The 19,155-nt window shown below is 58.8% G+C and carries 14 protein-coding genes; 10 read left to right on the top strand and 4 right to left on the bottom strand.

What is annotated here, in order from left to right; genetic code table 11:
- Positions 1-23: 23 nt before the first annotated feature.
- On the bottom strand, positions 24-1,100 hold the full coding sequence (locus BBJ66_RS17385; RefSeq protein ID WP_244511704.1) for a DUF7256 domain-containing protein: 1,077 nt from the start codon (positions 1,098-1,100) through the stop codon (positions 24-26).
- Positions 1,101-1,133: 33 nt separating this feature from the next.
- On the bottom strand, positions 1,134-3,317 hold the full coding sequence (locus tag BBJ66_RS17380) for an ankyrin repeat domain-containing protein (RefSeq protein WP_161492680.1): 2,184 nt from the start codon (positions 3,315-3,317) through the stop codon (positions 1,134-1,136).
- Between the two features lie 232 nt (positions 3,318-3,549).
- Here BBJ66_RS17380 and BBJ66_RS17375 point away from each other — a divergent pair, with 232 nt between their 5' ends.
- The 3 genes from BBJ66_RS17375 (at position 3,550) to dinB (ending at position 6,748) form a co-directional block, all read left to right on the top strand.
- Positions 3,550-4,209 carry a YcxB family protein gene (locus BBJ66_RS17375; RefSeq protein WP_071088564.1) on the top strand — a complete coding sequence of 220 codons (660 nt, stop codon included), beginning with the start codon at positions 3,550-3,552 and terminating at the stop codon, positions 4,207-4,209.
- Positions 4,210-4,299: 90 nt separating this feature from the next.
- A complete protein-coding gene (locus BBJ66_RS17370) occupies positions 4,300-5,469 on the top strand; it encodes a DUF7256 domain-containing protein (RefSeq protein ID WP_244511702.1) in 1,170 nt (389 codons plus the stop codon).
- 190 nt (positions 5,470-5,659) lie between these two features.
- Complete coding sequence (gene dinB / locus BBJ66_RS17365; RefSeq protein ID WP_071088560.1) at positions 5,660-6,748, top strand: DNA polymerase IV; 1,089 nt, start codon at positions 5,660-5,662, stop codon at positions 6,746-6,748.
- On the opposite strand, the gene BBJ66_RS17360 is transcribed toward dinB, so the two are convergent.
- Complete coding sequence (locus tag BBJ66_RS17360) at positions 6,745-7,242, bottom strand: SOS response-associated peptidase family protein (RefSeq protein ID WP_071088558.1); 498 nt, start codon at positions 7,240-7,242, stop codon at positions 6,745-6,747. The two genes, dinB and BBJ66_RS17360, sit on opposite strands and share 4 nt — an antisense overlap.
- Positions 7,243-7,298: 56 nt before the next feature.
- On the opposite strand from BBJ66_RS17360, the gene BBJ66_RS17355 reads away from it, so the two are divergent.
- The 3 genes from BBJ66_RS17355 (at position 7,299) to BBJ66_RS17345 (ending at position 11,064) form a co-directional block, all read left to right on the top strand.
- Positions 7,299-7,889 (top strand): SOS response-associated peptidase family protein, encoded by a 591-nt coding sequence (locus tag BBJ66_RS17355; protein WP_071088556.1) that lies wholly within the window; start codon positions 7,299-7,301, stop codon positions 7,887-7,889.
- Positions 7,890-8,036: 147 nt separating this feature from the next.
- The gene (locus BBJ66_RS17350) at positions 8,037-9,269 is read left to right on the top strand and encodes an endonuclease/exonuclease/phosphatase family protein (RefSeq protein WP_071088554.1); all 1,233 of its coding nucleotides are present in this window, start codon (positions 8,037-8,039) and stop codon (positions 9,267-9,269) included.
- A gap of 178 nt (positions 9,270-9,447) precedes the next feature.
- Entirely contained in the window at positions 9,448-11,064 is a 1,617-nt protein-coding gene (locus tag BBJ66_RS17345; RefSeq protein WP_244511698.1) for an amidohydrolase family protein, read from the top strand.
- 332 nt (positions 11,065-11,396) lie between these two features.
- Here BBJ66_RS17345 and BBJ66_RS17340 read toward each other — a convergent pair whose 3' ends face one another.
- A complete protein-coding gene (locus BBJ66_RS17340; RefSeq protein ID WP_071088553.1) occupies positions 11,397-12,047 on the bottom strand; it encodes a hypothetical protein in 651 nt (216 codons plus the stop codon).
- A 247-nt stretch (positions 12,048-12,294) separates the two neighbouring features.
- On the opposite strand from BBJ66_RS17340, the gene BBJ66_RS17335 reads away from it, so the two are divergent.
- From BBJ66_RS17335 to BBJ66_RS17320, 4 genes are all read left to right on the top strand, one after another.
- Positions 12,295-13,368, top strand: a complete 1,074-nt coding sequence (locus BBJ66_RS17335; RefSeq protein WP_071088551.1) for a HamA C-terminal domain-containing protein — start codon at positions 12,295-12,297, stop codon at positions 13,366-13,368.
- A complete protein-coding gene (locus BBJ66_RS17330; RefSeq protein WP_071088549.1) occupies positions 13,365-15,974 on the top strand; it encodes a DEAD/DEAH box helicase in 2,610 nt (869 codons plus the stop codon). The genes BBJ66_RS17335 and BBJ66_RS17330 overlap by 4 nt, the downstream gene beginning before the upstream one ends.
- A 117-nt stretch (positions 15,975-16,091) precedes the next feature.
- Positions 16,092-17,030, top strand: a complete 939-nt coding sequence (locus BBJ66_RS17325) for an SIR2 family protein (RefSeq protein ID WP_161492679.1) — start codon at positions 16,092-16,094, stop codon at positions 17,028-17,030.
- Complete coding sequence (locus BBJ66_RS17320; RefSeq protein WP_071088545.1) at positions 17,027-18,862, top strand: ATP-binding protein; 1,836 nt, start codon at positions 17,027-17,029, stop codon at positions 18,860-18,862. The genes BBJ66_RS17325 and BBJ66_RS17320 overlap by 4 nt, the downstream gene beginning before the upstream one ends.
- Positions 18,863-19,155: the final 293 nt, after the last annotated feature.

Genomic DNA, 19,155 nt, shown 5'->3' with positions numbered 1-19,155 from the left:
TCGGATGTGTTGGCCGACTGCGATCAGTACACTTGCACGCCGCGCCGCTCCAACTCCTCGAAGATATCTTGTGTGCCCGACTTCTTGCGAAACCGTCCCGCCTCTTTGAGCGCCGACAGATCGAGCAAGGCATCGAGATTCTCGGACGGGACATTGATGTCGACCCGCTCGAGTTTCCTGAGCGGAACGAGGGCGCGAAGATCGACCTTGTCGATCATGGAGTTGACCGAAAAGCTTTTCAGGTTGGGGCAGAAACGGATCCCGGAGAGGTCCGTCACATCGAAGGCGTTTTCCTCGCCGCCCCAGAAATACCAGGCGAACGAATAGATCGCCGCGCCGCCATCGAGCTCAATATCCTCGACGGAGGCCAGCAGTTGGTCAGTCAGCGGATAACGGACGAGGTAATCCAGCGCTTCCGGGATGAGCTCGTAGCCATCCCTCTCCAGATCGACCGGACGCCCGAGCACATGGGTCGCGAGCTGCTCCGGCGTGCCGAGATCAAGCAGTTTCGCATCGAGAAGCGATAACAGCACCGCCAACTTCAGGTTCGGATCTGAGAAAGGAGCGCCGGGAGCGCCGCTCACGGCAGCGTAAGGTGGAGCGCTCGGCTCCGCATATTCCGCATCCGGATTGAAAATGGCGATGCCGGAGACTTTGTCGAACGTGATGCGGACGGAAAGGGTGCCTTCCGGCAGCCGCTTCGTTCCGAACCGAGCGCCCCCACTCGTCGCGCTTTCCTTGCCGATCTCCATATCCGGCGCTGTCGCGCGGAGATCGGCAAGGGATATGCCCATGGGAATGCCGGCGATGGTATGCATGAAGCGGGAGTTGAAATCGATCCTGCCGATCAGCCCTTTTCGATCGATCCGCACGATAACGCCATGGGTGTTTTCGAGAATGTCTATGACGCCGCCCTTATGCGGCGCCGGCGCACGCCAGGCAGAGCCTATGGCCTTTTCGACCGCCGACATCGGCATGCCCGGGCGTAGCGCCGCAAGCGCTGCGGCATCAACCTCGTTCGACGCCGCCATGGCTTCACATCCTGCTGCCGCGGACAGCGCCAGAAGAACCGCGCCGATCAGGAATTCCCGTTTTCTCATGCCGTCTCCAGCCGAACAGACAACTTCTCTGTATCACTTCAATAAGGCGCGGACCTTTTTCAGAGACTTCGCAACAAGATCAAAGGGACGCTTTTCGTCATTGTCGGCCAAGTGCTTATCAGCGCCTCTGGCAAGGAGAAGTTCATAGTTGGGAACGGCCTCGTCGTAGTCTTCATGTTCAGCAGCATAATGCAGCATGGTGCGGCCCTTGCCGTCGCGCGCGTTGATGTCGATCCCCAAACCAAGGAGAAAATCGAGAAAAGCAACCTCCGCCGGGAACTGCTGTCGCGGCAGCCAGTGATAGACGGTTAGATTGTGCAGGAGGGTCTGCTTGCCCGGCTGTAGAGCCAAGGGATCAAGCCCTTTGGCCATGATCAGCGTGAAGCGGTCTTGATCGTAACAGTAGGCGAGCGTCGAACGTCCATCCGCATCAGCAAGGGTGGCGTCCGCTCCCAGCTCGAGCAGGGCCTTGATCGGGCTGTCCCCCTCAAGCTTTCCGGAGAGCAGCGCAGCCTGCAGCGGCGTATAATTCATCCCTCTCTCACCTTCAGGCAGAGTGGCCAGCGCGTTGATGTCGGCACCGCCTGCAACAAGGATGCGCACCTTGTCTCCCGTCCTCGCCGAGTGGAGCGGCGTCGTGCCATGGATGTCGCGGATGTTCGGATCGGCGCCGTGGGCGAGCAGGACCTTTGCCGTCGCATCACCGCCCCAGCCGAGCATGGTAATGCCGTTGTCCCAGCGTGCGTCCGGATCGGCGCCAGCGCCGAGCAATGCGTCCAGCATTTGCAGATATTCATCGCGGCTGAGGTGGGCCTCAAGTTTTCTGTCGACCTCCTCAAGTGATTTTCTGGATCGTTCCTCCATGACGCGTTTGGCTTCGCGGTAATCCTTGCGGGTTTCCTCGTCTTCCGCGTCCTCAATCAGTTTGTCATATATCGATGGGTCGCCGAAACTGGAGCTTTCGACCAGCTGTTCGCGGTATTCCTCCCGGGTCATCGAGGCCATCTCTGCGCGCGTGACGACGAGATCGTGAAGGGGCCAATAGCGCTGTTGCTTCCAACCATTGACGCGCGCGCCGTTGGCAATGAGCCAGCGGACGGTGGCGAGCGAGCTCTCCTTGACTGCGGCGTTGAGGGGCAGGAGCCGCGTGTTGAGCGTCGCACCTGCTTTGACGAGGCGCTCGATCAGGGCTGTATTGTTATGACGTGTTGCGTAAGTAATCGCTGTGGAGAACTCGTCGTTCCAGGCCATTTTGTCCATCAGCCATTCGCTCGTCGGCACGCAGTCGGGCTTGGCGCCGGCCAAGAGCGCGGCATTGACACCTGCGAACGAATTGGCCCGCGCCGCATCGAGCAGAGCACGATCCGCAACCGTCGTCTCAAGGACAGCCAGCGGAGGCTCGTCGGCGTCCGAATTGATCGGATCACGCTCCAGCCATGCGATCCATGCTTTCGAACCCTCGCTGTCGGCTTCGAGGTAGAACGTATCTTTTTCCTGACCCTTGCTGAAACGCATCCAGGAGGCCCATTCCGTGCCGGCCAGCCCAAGTTTGGACATCTGATCGATGAAGGTGAAAAAGTCCGCGGCGAGCGCCAAACCGTGAATCATTTCCAATTCGTGCGAGAAGTAGCGCACCGGCTGTTTTGCCGGATCAGGATTGGAGGTATCGATCGTCAACCAATCGCCATTGACGAGATTATAAAAAGCAAACTGGTTTTCCCATAGTTCCGGCCGGTTCGGGGCCTCCGACAAATCGCGCGACGCCAGGCCTTCCTTCCAATCGAGAAAGATCGGCATTGCCATTCGATCGATATGGGCAAGGCTCCAGACAGCATAGCGATTGAAACTCATGGTGGGCATGTGGTCCCGTTCCATGGAGTGAAGGTGTGACGGAATATGCCAGCCGAAGGTCACCTCGCCCGACAACGTCGTCAGGGCCGCGCGCAATTGAGCTGGAATGGCCATTCGGTAGCGTTGTTCGATGGCTGCGACGTCCGGCTCCGTGGCGGGGGGCGCGATTTGAAGTGGGGTTATTTCCCAGCCGCGTTTTCGAGCGATACCCTCCATCCAACGCCACTTCGCTTGCCATTCTTTCCAACGTGACTGCAAAGTTGATTCCTTCTCAAAACTCGCGCCAAGCAGCGTCGGCGAGGTCAAAATCAATAGGCCCGTCTCAAGCAGATGACGGCGGGTTAAGATGGAAAAGACATTGGGCATAGCATCCGCCTGCATGTCACAGGTTGTATCAGGCTTGGAATTTGCACGCTTTTGGACCAGTCTTCAAGCCTTATCGCTGCCGGGGATCTCCCCGTTTCGGACGCCTTCTAAAGTCGGTAGTGAGTTGTTCCGCGTGCGCCACTTAGGATAGGTTCCCCGCCAGAGGTTTGCGCCGGCAGCCGTACTGAGAGCTCAATCTACACAGTTGCAGCCAACATTCGGAGTGTGAGACATGTCCCAGCAGCGCCCCCCTGGCTCTGTCCCGAACATCTGGGCGTCGGCGGAACGACCCGCTTTTCGCAAGAGCTTCGCATTGGAGCTCGATGATCATCTCGACATCCTACATGCATCGCGTCAACTCCTGCCCACCGGTCTAACCGTCGGAGCGGTTGGACTGGTTGCACTTTTTATCTCGCTCTTCACGAATTTCGACAAATGGCAGGCCGGCGACGTCGTCACGTTTATCGTATATGAAGCGACCACGATTGGCGCTTGCACCGCGCTGACCTACCTGTTGCTCAAGCCCGCACGGCAATTCCTCCGCTCTATGTACCGCCGGCGGCTGGCGAAAGCAGGCGTCATAGGCAAACCCGTCGAATCCACCGTGGACACAAATGGCATCAGCTATACCGTCCTCGGCCAGACCGTCACATGCACGTGGGATTCGCTCTATGCGCTCGAGGAGGATGAGGGAACCTTCCATTTTTGGATGTCAAAACTCGCCTCCCACCCGTGGCCGTCGCGCGTATTCAGCTCGGAGGAGGAGCGGCAAGATTTCCGCGACAGTGTGCTGAAATGGTCAGGCCGGCCGTTTTCAGCCCCTGTATTGGCTCGCCTGGGAGCAGCAGGCAGGGCGAACCTTGGCACGGATGGCGGGCGAGACAAGTCCTGAGAGGGAGCTCGCAAAGTGGGCGCGGTTGAAAGGCCGGTTGGACCACGCATATTTTCCCACGACGCTACAAAATAGCCGAGGACTTAGGGAATGGCTGACGTTTTGATGCGGAAGCGAGATCTGATGGTTGGCGTGGCTGCGGTTGCGCTTGCGAGCATTCCTGGAGGGCGGGTGACGGCAGCATCGAACGACAGTGTGGATATCGCGGCGCTCGCAGCCCTAAGGCCCGGAATGCCGATGGCGAGGGTCGAGGCAGCAATGGGTGCCGCCTGGAAGCCACTTGCTCCACATAAAGGCGGCAAGATCGACCTGCTCGAAAACAGCCACGGCTTCGTCGCATGGATCGATCGGGATGGGTTGATCGGAATGCTCGACTACGACCATCGCTTCCTGCATCCGGTCGGCGAGATCGCAATGGGAATGACGATCGAGCAGGTGCGCTCCGCCATGCCGTCGCTTGAGATCGGAGACGACCTTCCAATGATGCGAGGCGTCCGAATGGGCGTGCGACGATTTCCCGAGGGCTATACCATGCGTGTCAGCCTCACGCTTGAGACCGTCAACGAAATCGGCTTCTCCAACCCCGCGGCGGAATATCCGGAACCGACGGAGCCATCCTATCCGGCCGCAGTGAGCGTTGCCGGTGCTCCCTTTGCGGATCCAAACCTCAAGCTCGTTGTGCTGTCTTCGCTTCTCGACGCGAAGCACATTGATCTCGGCACGCCCGCGCAGCTTGCGGCCCACGTTCTCGGACGAGCCGTCGATCTCGAGGACGAAGGCTATGAAATCATTCCAGAGGCACGGGACTATCTGGAACGATATCCACTGACCGACGAACTCGTCGCCACGGTGGAGGAGATCGAGTTCGACGGCGGCGGAACCGTTTATGAGTACGCCTGGTATTTCTGGGACGGCGAAGATGATGTCTTCGATGTGAAAGACCTGTCGGGGATCGAGCTTTGCAGGAACCTGAAAAGGTTTTCCGCAATCTCGATGATCGGAAACGTCGACGTGCGCACCCTCGTGTCCCTTCCTAAACTGGAACACCTGAAGCTCAGCACCGGGATCGATCACATCGAAGCTCTGCTCGACTTGCCGAGGCTGAAAGAAGTCAGGATCCTCGACGACGGAGTCTATAACGAGGTGGCGACGGCCGGCACGCCAACCAGGCGCATCTTCGACACGTTGAAGGATCGCGGGGTCCGCGTGTGGGTGCACTGGATGTCTGCCACGGAGCCTACTCCGCCTGCTTTCGAATGAGCAGGGGTGGAGCTTGGGGGCCCAATCAAGTGTTGCGGGAACTATCATTTGTAGGCGAGAGCGAATGGTTTCGACGGCAGGCCCCGAGGCGTCCCTTGAAGTGGTTGATATCGCGCCGAAGGCTGCTATGTTCTCTTTTTGTTTCGGCATGAATGTCTAAAGCCGATCTGATCGCGATCGCTGAAGCGCCATGAAAGACATGAGCTCGACCCTCGTCCGAAAAATCGTCCACGTCGACATGGATGCTTTTTATGCGTCGGTCGAGCAGCGCGATAATCCGGAATTGCGCGGCAAGCCGATTGCCGTCGGTGGATCGGCTGCCCGTGGGGTGGTCGCGGCGGCGAGCTACGAGGCGCGCAAATACGGGGTCCACTCCGCGATGCCGTCGGTGACCGCCAAGCGCAAATGTCCGGAGCTGATCTTCGTGCCGCCCCGCTTCGATGTCTACAAGGCCGTGTCGCAGCAGATCCGTGAGATCTTTGCCGAATACACGCCACTCATCGAACCGCTGTCGCTCGACGAGGCCTATCTCGATGTCACCGAGAATCTGAAAGGGATGGAGATCGCAACCGAGATCGCGCTGGAGATCCGCACCAGGATCAAGCAGGCGACCGGTCTTAACGCTTCGGCTGGCATTTCCTACAACAAGTTCCTCGCCAAGATGGCGAGCGACCTCAACAAGCCCAACGGCCAGGCGGTCATTACCCCGAAGAACGGGCCGGCCTTCGTCGAAGCCCTCCCCGTCAAGAAATTCCATGGGGTCGGCCCCGCGACGGCCGAAAAGATGCATCGGCTCGGGATCGACACCGGCGCCGATCTCAAGCAGCAGACGCTCGAGTTCCTGGTCGAGCATTTCGGGAAGTCGGGGCCGTATTTTTACGGCATCGCCCGCGGCATCGACGAGCGCCAAGTCAAGCCGAACCGGGTGCGCAAGTCCATCGGCGCGGAAGATACGTTTTCCCAGGACCTCCATACCTTTGAGCCGGCCCGTGAAGGGCTTCAGCCGCTGATCGAAAAGGTGTGGGCCTATTGCGAGGCCAATGGGATCGGCGCCAAGACGGTGACGCTTAAGGTCAAATATGCCGACTTCAACCAGATCACCCGCAGCAAGACGGTTCCCGCACCTCTGCCGGCCATCGCCAACCTGGAGGAGATCGTCGGCCTGCTGCTGGCGCCGATCTTTCCGCCTCGAAAGGGCATCCGCCTGCTCGGCGTATCGCTGTCGTCGCTGGAGCGGCGGGCCTCCGAGACGGAGCCGCAGTTGCAACTGGCACTTTAGACCGCCAGCATTTTCTGGGCAGAAACGCCCGCGCGATGCTTGACCCGGAAGGTGCCAGCCTGCAGCGGCCGGAGAATCTCCTCTTCGGGGACAAGTGCGTCGAGCCAGGCCATGCGTTGGTTTCGTGTCAGCACCGCCATCTGCCTATCGTGGAAGGGCGCGATATCGGCACTCGCCTCGATGGTCAGGATGGCATAGGCCTCCGGCCATTCATCGAACGCCGGCCGCCATATCCCCGCGAAATAGAACCAGTCGCCATTGGCGAGCGAGAAGCTGAAGCCCTTATGGAGAAACTCCGAGGCCGGGACCAGGCAGCGGTGGCTCGGGAACGTCCGCCCTTCCGATCGCACGACATTGACGGCACGCGGGCCGCCGTCGCGGGGACGCAGCCCCCATGGCAGCTCCACCATCTCCACATCGCCGTCATGGCATCTTATGATGACGCGGCGCTCGTTAAGCGGTGCGTCGGACTGGAAAACCTTCGCGCTCGTCATAGATAGAACATATCAGGAACGATTTTTCGAAGCAACCAACCTATAATGGGGGACGCATGTGCAATGATTATCGGCTGATGGTGGACGCAGCTTCGATCGCGAAAGACTTCGCCGACCTGAAGATCAAGATCCGCTTTGGCGAAGGCATACCGAACCTCGAAGCGCGCGAGGACATCAAGATCACCGACGCCGGCCCCATCGTCAGATCGATCGACGGAGCCCGCGATGAGGCCGAGCTCGTGCAGCGGCGCTGGAGCTGGCCCGGACCCAATAAGCGGCCGGTGTATAATTTCCGGTCGGAAGGTCGAGAGTTCGCCTCCAATCGCTGCCTGATCGTCGCCGACGGCTTTTATGAGTTCACCGACCCGAAGGACCCGAAAAAGAAACGCAAGGACAAGTGGCTGCTCACGAAGAATGACGAGGCGATCTTCTGCATCGCCGGCATCTGGCGCGAAACGCCGGAGGTCGGCCAAGCCTTCACGATGCTGACGATGGAGCCGGGACCGGACATCGCGCCCTACCACGACCGGCAGATCGTCATCCTCGAACGCGGCTCCTGGGCCGACTGGCTCGATCCCACCGTTTCCGCCAAGTCGTTGATCAAGCCGCTCCCCATGGGGACTCTGTCTGTGGAGCAGGTTGGCTGAACCGGAATACCTCCGGCGCCCATCCTGACCGGCTGCCAATCCCGAGAATGCTCGAAAATAGCTGCCCACGCGCTCGCGGAACTCTTGCGCAGATTAGAAAATTGTAATTCACTCCTTGAGATCAACTTTGAGGCGAGGGGGACGTCGATGATCCGCTATCTGGCAGCATGCCTGTTCGTTCTATTCGGATCGGCCGAGGCCCTGGCAAGCCAGGTGACGATCGCCACCTGGAACCTCGGCTGGCACATGGATCAGCAAACGGTCCAACAGTGGATCGGCGAATGTTCGAAGAACTATGTCGAAGATCCCGCCACCGGCAAGTTCAAGCCGTCGCAAGAGGCAGGGTTCAGACCAGGATGGGACATCGACGCATTCAAAATCGAGGGATGGGACGTCAGCCGCCTCCCCGTCTGCAACGTTTACTTCGCCGGCGGAACCGTTCGCGTCAATCTTGATGCCTACCGCAAGCGGCAGGAGCAGATCGCGAACTTCATCGCTCGTTCCATACCCGCCGACATCATCGCCTTCCAGGAAGTCAGTGGCGAGCAGTCGGTCCGGGAAGTACTTCCGAATGGCGGCAGCGATTACGATTTCTGCCCCGTCACGGGATACAAGGTGCAGCGCCTGGTCATCGCCTGGAAGAAAACGCTTGGCGAAAAAGTGTCCTGCGCCATCGAGGACGCGCTCAGCCTTCCCGCAAACCCCGATGACAAGCGGCCGCGCCCAGGTCTTGCGGTCACACTCAAGATCGGTGGAAAACTGCTTCGCATCATGGATGTCCACCTCAAGTCGAGTTGCGTGTCGCCCTTCGACGGTGGAAACTTGGAGGGGACCGGCAAGGACTGCATGATCCTGCAGCAGCAGCTCGACCCGCTCGAAAGTTGGGTTGAGCGCTCGTCGGCCGATGGCGCCAAGATCGTTCTACTCGGCGATTTCAACCGCAACCTTTGGCATGAACTGCGCGACCAGCGGCCGGCCAGGACCGACACCAGCGGGACCTCAACGCCGCGGCCGGCGGGGGTGCTTTCCCGGTCTCTTATAGAAGAAATCGCAGATGGGCAGCCGGCGGCCGCCAATCTCGAGATTCTCGATGAGCACTGCCAGATCAGCGATGCCGGGCAGACACTCTGCACCCAGGCCGAAATCCGCGACCTGACCCCGCCGGAAACACAGCTTCTCGCCTCGGACAATTATCTCGGATGCCGCAATCCGGTAGGGCTTGATCACATCCTCGTCGGCCCCGGAATCAAAAGTGATGGCCCGGCCGAGCATCTGAGCATCGGAAACCTTGGTGGCAACAAGGCAGGCACGCCGAACGGGAAAGACCAGGTACTGGCGATCTCAGATCACTGCCCGATGATCGCCCGGCTGAATTTTTGACTCCTCGTCTGTCACGATCAGAACGCTTGGTAGGGATCATGTCCGCATTGCATCGAGGCCGAGTTGGGGGATGATCATGCTACGTCGAGCTTTTTTAACGCAGGCATCTTTGTCTGCTGTCGCATTGACTGCGGGCTGCGGACGACCGAGCCCGTCGGTACCGGGCGAAGGCGTCCCATTGGTCGACGCTCACTGCCACGTTTTCAATGCGTCGGATCTGCCGACCACCCGCTTCCTGCGGCAAGTCGTCTTCGAAGATTTTCCCAAGCAGTCGGCCGCCCGCATTCTCGCAGTGCGTGATCCCGACGTGACCGACGAATTCATCGCGCTTCTGCTGAAGCTACTCGGCACGGGTAGCGCACCGACGGCGGATGAGGAGATCGCGTTTCTCGACACCGGACAGAACGGGAAAGCGGCCTCTCTGACGGTCGAGAAAGCGCGTGCAGCGGCGATCGAAGACACGAGCCGGCATCTCCTGGAACTCGATCGGAAGAGGCGGCGGATCGTTACGATGGCGGCCCCGGGCGATCTGGCGACACGATCATCTATCTCCGAGGAAAAGTTCCTCAATTATATGCTCGGTGACCCGATCAAGACTCTGCGCGCGAACGAACCGCTCACAATCGGAGAAGCCCGCGGTGCCAGCCAGCGCGCTTTCCTGAGGCAAGATTCCGTGGGTCGCTATCTCAATTGGTTCAGTCTGTTTCGCCTTTACCGGCACGTCCTTGTCGATCGCCTGATTGCTGACAGCAAGGCCCAGGGCTTCAATCCGGTCCTGTTAACGCCGGCGCTCGTCGACTATGATGAGTGGCTCTATGAAGATGTCGACTCTTCGCCCTTACCCCGGCAGATGGTGGTGATGGACCGGATTTCACAGCGCATGGCGAAAGCGAAATCCGGTCCCGTCGTCCACGGCTACATGGGATTTGATCCACTCCGGGAAGTGGCATTCCGGAAAGGGAAAAGCAGCGTAAGCTCGCTTGCGACTGCCCATTCGGCTTTGATGAAACATGGTTTCATCGGCATCAAGCTCTACCCGCCGATGGGCTTTCGTCCCGCGGGCAACCAGCCGCCATATCCGGAGCGAACAGTGAAGAGCCTGGGATTTGAGCCCAACGAGGAACTCGATGCTGCGCTTCGAGACCTCTACAAGCTCTGTGTCGATGTCGATGCCCCAATATTGGCTCATGGCTATTCGTCGAACGGTTCCGGTCCAGATTATGCAAAGCGGGGCGATCCGGCCTACTGGATCCCCGTGTTCAAGGAGTTCCCCAAGTTACGGGTTTGTATCGCGCATTTCGGTCGTTTCAGCGCACGGTCGGCTGGACGGGAAGGAATGCCTTTGCCGGATGGCAGTTGGGAATGGCGGCTGGGTGAATTCATCAAGGAAAATCCCGGCGGGAACGTGGTCGCCGACATCAGCTATTTTTCGGAGGTGCTTTCGGCTGGCTCGAAAGAACGAGACTTCCTTGCGAGGTCCTTCAATAAATGGCTGGAAAAATTCGACAGCGGTTGCGATCACATCGTTTACGGGAGCGATTGGATCATGCTTGGGAAGGAGGCAGGCTATAATCACTATATCGAAAGCGTGAACGCCTTCCTGCGCACCGACTGCGGTCTTTCGGACGATATTTGCGACAAGATCTTCCGTCGTAATGCGCTTCGTTTCCTTCCCTTGGAACGAGGAACACTCGGGCGCGAGCGACTTCTCGCCTACTATCGAACAAATGGACTGGATGAGGGTCGCCTTCCCTCTGCAAGCTCGCGCCTGGTCGCCCGTCTCTTCGGTCGGTGAATTAAGCAGCGACCGGCTCATTGTACCGGTCGTGAGCGCCTTGAAGGGATTAGAACAGACGACCGGGTTATTCCGGGCTCCCTCTCAAAGTGAATTTCGGAAAGTCAAGTGGTTGGCCCGTTTGCCGAGGACCGGTTGGGGGCCGCCTACGGTCTGACTGCTTCCCGAACGCAAGAGACGAAAGCGGCCAGACCGCCGCGATTCGCCGAAGTCCACTATCGGCCCAAAGCTGCCGTCCTCAGACGCGGAAAATCGCGATCTACCGCCAGTCACGGCAGGGCCGTCGGCGCAAATCAACGGTCAGCGGTTGTTACTGGGGGCGCTCGGCGCTTCTAGCCGTTGCGCGCTTGCCGGCCTCCCGTTGAGGCCTCCCTGGTTCGCGCGACAGTCGTTTTCTGGATTGGCTCCGGGAGAAGCGCGTGCAGGGCCGTCCTGTCCTTGCCCGGACGGTAGAAGTTGATTTTCTCGCCCACGGTCGAAGCGCATTTCGACAATGTTCCCCTGAGTTGGTCGCGCTTCATCGCCTTCTGGTTCGCCTTGAACATCAAGTGGTAGAACGAGGTCCAGAGTATCACCGAGTCGTCGAAGTTGATCTTGTTTTTGGGACCTGCGAGAGAGGTGCAACCGCCGTTCTTGAAGACGGCCTCCGCCATCGCGGGCGTAGATGCCAGGCAGGTCGAGAGAAACAGGCGCTTGCCGTCCAGGGCAGGACCTACGATCTCGCCGACATCGTGGGTCGTGATGTGGTCAAGCGTCATGCTGAGCCCACCCTTGCTCCCATGGCATGATATATGGAGATAGCGGTAGTTGCTCTCCCCGAACTCCTCGACGAAATGTTCGAACTCCGTGAGCGTGCGGACGTATCGGTAGATGGGTTCCTTCAGCGACATGCGAAGGGATCGGTAGATCATCTCGCCCTCGCGGTAATCTGTCTCTTCGCTGAATTTGAGAGACTCTATTATAAAGACTTCGGGTTTCGTCATGCTATGTCCCCCTTCGCATGTAATCCGACGCGTCGCGTCGGAGCGATCTGATAGATTCGAGGCAGGGCTGAGCCATCTATACTGAGCGTTGCGATGGTGTGCGACGGTGTGAAACCCGACTGTGTTTAAGCGGTTGGAGGAGAGGACCATCGAAACAAGTGGATACCGTATAAAACCGTTGGGATTAGCTCTCAATCTAAGCGCGAAGTCTTATATTTGATAGGCGAATCACTGCGGAACCCTGCTTTTGAGCGAACCCGACGACAGTCCTCTGATAGCGGCGCTTCATGCGCTGTTGAACCCCTCGACGGTCGACGAGCATCTCGTCTGCGCCGGGGCGGATGCGATCGATGCCTTGGGCGACGGTCCGCGGACATTTCTGCTTCATGTCAGGTTCAACGAAGACCTCCCGAAAATCGAAGACCTCGCCCGGTACCTCTGGGAGCAGTGCTTCTACTATGCCCTCCCGCGACGCAGGCAACTGGCGCTTAAAAAGGAAGCCGAAAAGGACCCGTCGGCGATGCTGAGAGTGGGCAAGGCCGCGCGCGACGCCTTCATCGCCTTCAACGAAAAGAATCCGAGCAGGGCCAGCGAAGTCGCGGAGGTTCTCGCCTATTGCGTTGTCCAACATTACCTTGACGCCTCCCAGGTCGTGGCCAAGATGGGATTGAAGACCTCGTCGAACATGCCCGTCCACGGCCTGGACGGCGTGCACGCAAAGTACGAGAACGGAGCGCTCACGATATACTTCCTCGAGGCCAAGCTCGCGAAGAGCGCGAATGGCGGAGCGAAGGACTACGCGGAGTCGGCGTCCAATTTCCTCTCGAACCGGTCGCAATATCTGCGGGAATACCAGATCGTCTCGGAACTCGGAAATCTCGACGCCCTCGAAGAGCCGGAACGCCAACTGGCGCTCGATCACTTCGACATCTTGGGGAAGCCGAAGCTCCATCGCCGCGAACGCTATATCGGCGTCATCTGCTATTCCGAGAAGAAGTATGGGGACAAGTTGGCCGTGACGGACGGCCCGATCGACGTCCACGAAAAGCATTTCACCGCAGCATACGCCGCCAAACACGGTCCTCACCGTGCTGCCGCATTGAAGCATCTGAAGAATAACGGAGCCACCCCGCGGAAATGCATGGTGTTCTATATCGCTGTCCCAGACGTAAATGCGTTGCGGAAGAGCTTCTACCAAGAAATGGGTGTCCCCTTGCCCGTTGGAATAGAAGACATCGCCGGTTCCGACGAGGATGAGGCCGCGGAAGTCGACCAAGTTGAAGCGGTCTTGTCGGCGGGGCTGGAGGAGGCTTCGACTTGAGTTTCGCACTTGATCTTTCCAATCGTCTGACAAGCCATCAGGCGTTCCACGAAATCTACAATTCGCTGCAGCGCGCCGCCGCAGTAAAGACCTTGTCGCAGCCGATGACGGACCTCGAGCCGGCGTTGGACGAGGATGGGGCCTTCAAGATGCTCTATTGCGCGGGCGTCTTCTCCCAGACGGAGAGCGCGAAATACCGCCATCTCGCGCAATCTATCGCGTTGAGTATGTTGCTCTTGGACCACGGGGAAGACGCCCGAAGCCGAAGTCTTCGGCTACTCAGTGATCTCGGCAACTTTCCGGCTGTCACCTATGCGGCCGGCCACGGAGCGACCGAGCCGGGTGGAAACTTCCTCACGGAATTCCTGCGGACGTCGATCTCGAAAGCCTTGAATACCGTGCAGGTCGGTGCCGAACCGATCGCGCTTACCGATTTCCAAAAGGAGGCGTGGGACAGCCTTCCCGATGCAAACGCGATCGCGATCACGGCACCGACGTCGGCGGGGAAGTCGTTCCTGGTCATCGAACACATGTGCCGCTCGGTCGAGGCTGCGTCCCAATTTTGTGCGGTCTACGTCGCCCCCACACGCGCGCTTCTGTCGGAGGTCTTCGAAAGCGTAAAGCGCAGACTCGACGGCAAATCGGGCATCCGAATATCGACCGTTCCCAGCCGCGATTCCGAGGACCTGCCCAAGCAGGTATTCATCCTGACGCAGGAGCGGTTCCAGGTCCTTCTGGCGATTTCGGACATGGTTTTCGACCTGATCGTCGCCGACGAGGCGCAGAACATGTCGGACGGCTCCCGTGGCATGATCCTTCAGGAGTGCCTGGAGCAGGCGCTCGAGCGCAACGGCGACACGCGGCTGGTGATGCTTGCCCCCGGAGCTGACGGCTTCAAGGAAGTCGGGACGGCAATCGGCAGGCAGGCGATGAAGATCGCCGCTTCATCGATGCCTTCGGTCATCCAGAACAGGATCGTGGTGACCAAGAGCGCGGTACCGAACACGCTCGAACTCAGTCTCTTAACGGAAACGGGCACGCACGATCTCGGCCGCCTCACAGGTTCCCGCGGCTTCGATCTGCCAGCTACCCGTCTCGCCGCGGTGGTGCTCGAACTGGGCCAGCAGGACGGTTCCCTAGTCTATTCGACCGGGCCGAAGGACTCGGAGACGGTCGCCACGCTGATCGCACGCGAGTGCAAGGTCGTTGACGACAAGTCGCTCGAGGACTTGGCCGTATTCATCGAGAAGCACATCCACGAGCGTTATGGTCTCGCCGACCTGGTGCGCAAGGGCGTCGCCTTTCACTATGGCAAGATGCCCACTCTCCTTCGAGAGTCGCTGGAGGCCGCTTTCAAGCAGGGGACCATCAAGTTCCTGGCCTGCACCACGACACTGTTCCAAGGCGTCAACCTCCCCGCCCGAAACGTCTTCATCGACACTCCAGAACGGGGATCGGGCGACGCGCTCGATCCTGCAGCGATGTGGAATTTCGCCGGTCGCGCTGGAAGGATGAGGAAGGACATCGTCGGCAACGTATTCCTCGTCGACTATCAGGACTGGCCCGAGAAGCCGATGGATCGATTCGTCGGCTACAGCATCGAGCCCGCCTTCGGGAGAACCGTCACTGACGCATCCGATCGGGTCCACAGCGCGTTGGCGGGCGACATGCCAGCCGTCGGCCGTCGGGACGAGGAGGGCCTTAGGGTAAGGTCGGCGGCAGGACTGTTGATCTCCAGGGCGGCGAAGGGCGATCTCGCTCCGTTCGTCGAACGGACTTTAGGCGGGCTTGCAGCAGAGGATCGAAACTCGCTCGTGGAGATGTCGAACGCTGCATACACGACGATCGGTCTGCCGTCCTCATTGCTCGCGACGAACTGGACCGTCGATCCTTTCGGGCTCCGGCGTCTTTACGACAACATGTTGGCGAAGATCGCCGAGGGCGAATTCGAAGAGCTGTTGCCAGTCAACCCGCACGACACGGGTTCGAAGAAGAGGTATGCTTCTATTTTCCTTAGAATCCAGCGCTGTGTCTTCAACGTCCAGCACGCGTTCGGCGCGGTCGCGGCGGGTACTGCGGTAGAATGGATGAAGGGATTGCCCTATCCCGCGCTGCTCGCGATCGCGGTGAAGAAGGCTGAGGAGAAGCGAACTAAGAAGATCGCCGAAAACGAAGCCGAGAAGGCGGCCAATCCCAACGCCAGAGTCCGGACACCGCGTGAGGTCGACGTCAACGGCGTCATCCGACGTGAGTTCGAAATGATCGAGGACGTGCTGCGGTTTCAGTACGTTCAACTGGGCAAAGCGTACGTGGACATATTGAATTTGGCGCTGCGGGAGACGGGAAACGCTGCCCGCATCGCCGAAATCTTCGACTTCCCTCTCGCCCTAGAGCTGGGGGTGGCGACCAAGTCCGGATGGTCGTTCATGGAGCTTGGACTGTCGAGAATCGCTGCTTCCGCTCTTGAGCCGAATTTTCCAAACTCGAACCTATCGGTCCAGGATGCCCGATCCTGGCTGGCTACGGTCGACGTCCGTGACTTGGGGTTGAGCGCGGTGATTGTGGAAGAACTGAAGAAATTGAATCTTGTCCAGTTGGCAGCGTAGGACGGCACCATGGCGCGGACACTGATTCTCTCGGACAATCCTGAAGACGTACGGAAGCTGGCTGAGTCCTACATTCAGTCTGGAAACCTCAACTTCCTAGTCGGGTCCGGAGCTTCTATGCCCGCGATCAAAGTCGCGGGAAATATCGAGGCGGAGATCAACAGTCTGCTGATCGGCGGTAACGTCGCCGACGCCGATCTCAAGGCGCTCGAGTTCATCGAGGAACTCGCGGAGACGAACGTCGATCTGCTCGCGGACATCGACGACCAGCCCATCACTGAGACGCTTGCGAATTACACCGAGTTCCTGTCCGCAGTGGACGGTATTCTGTTCGAGCGGAAGAACATCCTGCTCCCCCGACAGGCGAACATCTTCACCACCAACTACGACCTTTTCATCGAGAAGGCGGCCTCCAAGCTCCCCAACGTAACCTTGACCGACGGCTTCGACCGGACATCGGCGGTCGGAAGCAGGTATGTGTTCTCGCCCGAAAAGTACTTCGACAGGACCTATCGATCCGGCAGCTCGAACGAACGGATCGCGGAGCTACCCGTCATGAACCTGATAAAGGTGCACGGCTCCCTGAGTTGGCAACGCGACGGAGACAAGGAAATCCGCTTCGCCTCCAATGGCGTATCCCTTTCTGGCCACGTGCAGAAGAACAATCCAGGTGCCGTGTCCATCGCGCTAGCCAAGCGGGCGGTGATTCTGCCCAATGTCCGCAAGTTCGAGTCGACGCTTATGGAACGGGTCTATTTCGATTTGCTTCGCTTGTATTCGAACTGCATGGACAGGGATAATGCGCTCCTGATCGCCTTCGGCTTCTCATTCGCGGACGAGCATATCCTGGACATCACCCGGCGGGCGTTGCGCAATCCAACCGCCCAATTACTAATATTCGCCTATTCAAGCGCCAACGTCGCCGCGTTCTCGGACAAGTTCTCGCAGAACCGGAATGTAACCGTTATCAATCCAGGCGCTGGACCTCCGATAGACTTCAAGGTCTTCAATTCGATCCTCCGGCAGGTAATTCCGCAAGGCGGCAAGCCTGCATGAGCGACGTCCGTCTCCAGAAGGAGGCTGTCCTCCGCGTCGGCGAAGTCTCGGGCGTCACCGGGCGGCGCGTCCTGGTGACCGTCGACAAGGACAAGAACCTGTCGGAGCTGTTTTATGACGGCGACCTCTTGAGGAACATTGCGGTCGGCAGCTATATCGACATCCGAAAGGGTTTCGTGAGCCTCATCGGGAAAGTTGACGGCGAGAACGCGAATCCGGATTCCTCAAGATTGGAAGACCCCGAGCCGATGGTGCGCGGGCGTCGTGTGCTCTCCATATCGCTGGTCGGCTTCATCGACCGGAAGGGTCGTTTCTTCGGCGGGACGAAGGAACTGCCCCTCGTCGGCAACGAGGCCTTTCTGCTTACCCGTGATCGCGTGCTCCAGGTTCACAATCTGATCGCGGAGGACGGCATCGCCCTGCACATCGCGACGTCGGAATACGAAGGCTACGACATTGCTCTTCCGGTCGACGGACTGATGAACAGCCACATCGCCATTTTCGGTAACACGGGAAGCGGGAAGTCGAACACGCTCGCGACGCTCTACCAGCATTTCGTCACGGAACTGCGGGCGATCAACGCCGAGGCGTTCAACGAGAACTGTCGAATCGTGGTGCTCGACTTCAACGGCGAATACGCGCATGCGGATTGCATCGCTGATGACAAGACGATCTACAATCTCTCAACCCGAAATGACCAAGGAGACAGAATTCCGCTTGGCAACGCCGGACTGCTGGACATTGAAATGTTGTCCATCGTCTCGGACGCCACGGAGAAAACCCAGAAGCCATTCCTGCGCCGTGTTCTGACGCAGTACGAACGGGTCATGGAGGGAAACGATCCGACCGAGCACCTGAGAAACATGATCCGTCAACAGGTTACGCAGATTCTCAGGATGTCGGACAAGGTTAGGGCCGACCTGCTTTTCGACTATCTACGTCAGTTACTTCCAGAGCAGGACCCTACTGGAAATGTAGTCGAAATAGCCATGGACCTGGAATGGCATAACACCACCTCGCAGTTCAGATGCGGTCAGCATTGGCTGCGCGACGATCCGGCCGCGATATTGAACACAGTCGTTTATCAACATGTCGCCAATTTCGCATTTGCCGACGACATCATCGAGGATTTCCTCACCTTCTCTTACGTCCAGCTAATCTACGACGTGCTCGCGAACCGCGCTCAGAACGAACATATCGCGCCGGTGATAAACAAGCTGCGCAGCAAGCAGAAGGACATCCGGAAGGTGTTCGATCCTGCGATCCAGGGAGAGCTGTTCGAGAGCAACATCATCGTAATCAATCTCAACGACGTCAATCTGGAAATGAAGAAAACGATCCCGCTTCTTCTCTGCCGGCGCATCTACCAGGAACACAAGACGTCGTTCCAGGGAAGAAAGACCCTCAACATCGTGATCGACGAAGCTCACAACATCCTGTCCACCGAGTCCTCCAGGGAGACGGAGGCGTGGAAGGACTACCGTCTCGAGACGTTCGAGGAGATCATCAAGGAAGGACGCAAATTCGGCGTCTTCGTGACGATCGCAAGCCAGAGGCCGAACGACATCTCGGCCACGATCACCTCTCAGGCCCATAACTACTTCATCCATCGGCTGATCAACCAGAAGGACCTGCAGTCGATCGCGAGCGCCGTGTCCTACATCGACAAGCTGACGGAGGAGTCGATCCCGACGTTGCCGACGGGAACCTGCATCTTTAGCGGCATGGCTGGCCAGATGCCGTTAAAACTCAACATCAAGGCTCTCGAACATCGGCTGCAGCCCAAGAGTACCACGCTGCGGTTTGCCTCCTTGCTTTCCCGCGACGAATGATCGCGGCCGACGCTTCGCCGTACAGCCGATTATTAATTTGAGCAAACGCATTGGATGGCCGCCATTGGCGCGCAGGAGACATGACGCTGCCGCGGAGCTATGTCCGCATTAGGGCTCGCGCGATGACGACCTCTACGACCGAGATGGAGGCGCAAAGCAGCCAAACCGCTTACTGCTGAAAGGGCATCTGCTCGGGCTCACCGTAAGCGCTGTGCTGACCCCACCTTCCGGATCAGCGTATGATTGTCGATGTTCAGCCTCGAAAGAGGGCTTGGACATATGTCGATTTCAGA

It is taken from the genome of Rhizobium sp. RSm-3 (assembly GCF_001854685.1).
GTDB classification, from domain to species: Bacteria; Pseudomonadota; Alphaproteobacteria; order Rhizobiales; family Rhizobiaceae; genus Rhizobium; species Rhizobium ecuadorense.
This window is presented reverse-complemented; position numbering and strand designations above follow the sequence as displayed.